The organism is uncultured Gimesia sp., from assembly GCF_937919775.1.
Lineage (GTDB): Bacteria > Planctomycetota > Planctomycetia > Planctomycetales > Planctomycetaceae > Gimesia.
Map to the genome: position 1 here is coordinate 1 of NZ_CALFPF010000169.1, position 3,226 is coordinate 3,226.

General features: G+C 48.1%; 2 protein-coding genes and 2 pseudogenes. All 4 read left to right on the forward strand.

Translation table 11 applies throughout. The features are described 5' to 3' along the window. A pseudogene (locus Q0294_RS04555) lies at nt 1-191 on the forward strand (type II secretion system F family protein); the annotation flags it as partial. A 64-nt stretch (nt 192-255) separates the two neighbouring features. Beyond that, nucleotides 256-1,374, forward strand: coding sequence for a tRNA guanosine(34) transglycosylase Tgt (gene tgt, locus Q0294_RS04560; RefSeq protein WP_299461380.1), 1,119 nt, complete (start codon nt 256-258; stop codon nt 1,372-1,374). Nucleotides 1,375-1,557: 183 nt separating this feature from the next. Continuing rightward, entirely contained in the window at nt 1,558-1,911 is a 354-nt protein-coding gene (yajC, locus tag Q0294_RS04565; protein WP_299461382.1) for a preprotein translocase subunit YajC, read from the forward strand. Between the two features lie 207 nt (nt 1,912-2,118). Further along, nucleotides 2,119-3,226: pseudogene (locus Q0294_RS04570) on the forward strand (protein translocase subunit SecDF); the annotation flags it as partial.

Consider the following 3,226-nt stretch of genomic DNA (forward strand, 5'->3'; position numbering starts at 1 on the left):
GGACCGTTCCTGAAACTCTGCAACGATTGAGTCCCCGTTTTCAGGAAGATGCACAACGGAGTCTGGCTACATTAGCTGCTGTTCTGGGCTGGCTCATCTGGGCACTTGTTGCCGCTTTCATCATCTTTGTTGTCTTCCGGATCGCTTTCTGGTATCTGGGAATTATCAACGATGCCTTAAAACAAGTCTGAACATTCAGTCCCGGCATCAGCTAAATCGTGATCAATGAAATTTTCTTTTCCAGAGTAAGTCAAAGTGTCTCATTTTCAATTCGAACTGATCCATACCGATTCAAAGACCGGAGCGCGCGTCGGACGCTGGCATACTCCGCATGGTGTTGTCGATACCCCGGCGTTTATGCCTGTCGGGACGTTAGCGTCGGTCAAAGGGTTATTGCCTGAGCAACTGAAACAGGTTGGAACCCAGCAGGTATTAGCAAATACCTACCATTTAGCACTGCGCCCCGGAGCAGAGATTGTTGAAGAAATGGGGGGCCTGCATGAATTCATGAACTGGGATGGGCCGATCCTGACAGACAGTGGCGGTTTTCAGGTCTTCAGCCTGGCACAGCTCACGAAAATGGATGATCAGCAGGTTGTATTTCGGTCGCATATTGATGGCAGTTTATTTGAATTGTCACCCGAAAAAGCAGTCAAAATTCAGGAACAGCTGGGTGCGGATTGCATTATGTGTCTGGATGAATGTCCGCCACATGATGTGTCGCCCGAAAAAATGCAGGATGCGGTAGATCGTACGACCAACTGGGCCGCACGCTGTCGGGATGCCCAGAAACGTGATGACCAGGCCCTGTTCGGTATCATTCAGGGGGGAACTGACCAGAAAATGCGGGAGCGATCTGCAGCAGGATTACTTCCACTAGAGTTTCCGGGCTATGCCATTGGTGGGTTAAGCGTAGGGGAAAAACCGGAAGATATGTATTCTACGCTGGATTTTACCACTCCGATGCTGCCGGTCGAGAAACCCCGTTATCTGATGGGTGTGGGACGGCCATCAGATCTGATGGAAGCCATCATCAGGGGCGTTGATCTGTTTGATTGTGTGATGCCGACCAGAAATGGGAGAAATGGCATGGCATTCACCAGCCAGGGACGGGTGAATTTACGTAATCAAAAACATGCCAGAGACCCCAGTCCATTGGATCCGGAATGTGATTCTCCCGGATCAAGAGACTATAGTCGGGCTTATTTGAGGCATTTGTTCATGTCGCGGGAGATGCTGGGGCCGATTTTGGTCTCACTGCATAACATTGCCTTTTATCAGAAATTATTGCGAGATATGCGTCAGGCAATACTCAATGAACAAGTTGAGGAGTTTAGGGCGGTTCACCTTGCCCGTTGGAACGCTTCTTTCTAAGATACAGCTTAAATGATTGTTAGATAACTCCTGAAATTGTTTAGGTTTGGGCCAATTCGGATCGCACCATGATCAACCCGCACCTGAGAAATGAACCTGCAAAATCAGGAAGCAGAGTGTCCCTAAGTTATTATTGAGTCTCACTTTAATGGGATCACTCTTTAGCCTTTGGAAGAGAATTGAATGAACATTTTATTCACGACGTTATATTTATTTGCAGAAGAGGCCGCTGGCAAAGAAGGCCCTGCCCCTTCTCCGATATTTCAGTTTTTACCTCTGATTGCCATTGTGATTTTCTTTTACTTCATCATGTTCCGGCCACAGCAAAAGGAACGGGCTCGTCGTGAGAAGGCCCTTGGTGAATTAAAGAAAAATGATCGTGTCGTGACTATCGGCGGGATTATTGGCACGATTGCCAGCATCTCGGAAAAAGAGCAGGAAGTGACTTTAAAAATTGATGAGACTACCAGGATAAAATTTCGTCGTAGTGCCATCCAGGGGCTCTATCAGGAAGAATTGAAAGAAACGGCGACCTAGTTTCTTAGAGAAAGCTATTAGATTTAATCAGTTTCTGACACAGTGGTGTCAGTTTAAACCTTCATTGCCGAACGAATCGGCCCATACAAACAAAGTAGTTTTGGGACTAATTGAACGACAGGGATTGATTTCCGCTCAGCAGCCTTATTTGCTGCAGAAGTGACTGAAAACACGACATCAAACGTATCCGGGTGGTATATCTTACTCGTGATTCTTGTCGTATTCGTATTACCATTTATCCTGGGGGCCATCATTGCGAGTGCCCTCAAGATGAAGGACTATTCACGGAAAATCGGTCTGGTCTTATTCACCGCCGTCATTGCCTCGACTCCCTTTGTCTGGCAGATTGCCAGTGGTCACGACTGGCGTAATGCCATCCGGCTCGGGATTGACCTCGCGGGTGGGTCGAATATGGTGTTTGAAGTAGACGAAGGCAAGAGTGAAAAAGCACTCTCGAACGAGGTCATGGATCAAATGGTCGGGGCCATCGGGCGTCGTATCAATCCTTCCGGTACGGAAGAAATGACTGTTCGAAAAGTAGGACAGAACCGGATTGAAGTCATTGTTCCCGGAGCGGACACTGATGATGTTCAGCGGATTAAATCTTTGATTACCCGTCTGGGAAGTCTGGAATTTGATATTGTGGCAAATCAGCGTGATCATGCCACTCTCGTCTCTCGTGCGTTGGAGAGTCCCGGTAAGGATATTCGGGATGGCGAAGGTCGAGTGATTGCGAGTTGGCGTGAGGTGAATGATGATGAGCCGTTTAGCCAGGATGACCAGATGGTTGTGCGATCGTTCACTCGCAAAGATGGCACTCAAGGCGAAGAAGTGCTGGTGATCATTGAGCCAAACGAGGACCGTCGCGTGACAGGGAAATATCTGGTTCGTGCCCGGCAATCGACTGACCAGAATGGATCTCCGGCGGTGGCGTTCACATTTAATGCCCGTGGCGGCAACCTTTTCAGTCAGTTAACCTCGAAAAATCGTCCCAGTAAAGATGGATTTCATCGTCATTTGGCTGTGCTGCTGGATGGTAAAGTTCAGTCCGCACCTCGATTGATTACGACCATTGGTGCGGAAGGACAAATTACCGGGCGATTTACTCAGAAAGAAATTACTGATCTGTTAAACGTTTTAAATGCGGGGGCGCTCGAAGTTCCTTTGAAACCGGAGCCTGTGTCCGAATTTTCAATCAGTCCCCTGCTAGGGAGTGATGTTCAGGAGAAGGGTAAACAGGCGATCGTCATTGCTGCGGTAGCCGTTATCATTTTCATGCTCATCTACTATCGTTTTGCCGGTCTGGTGGCAAATA

What these genes read in the sequence shown, in the direction of transcription:
- yajC (WP_299461382.1), top strand. Translation starts at nt 1,558, where the DNA reads ATGAACATTTTATTCACGACGTTATATTTATTTGCAGAAGAGGCCGCT.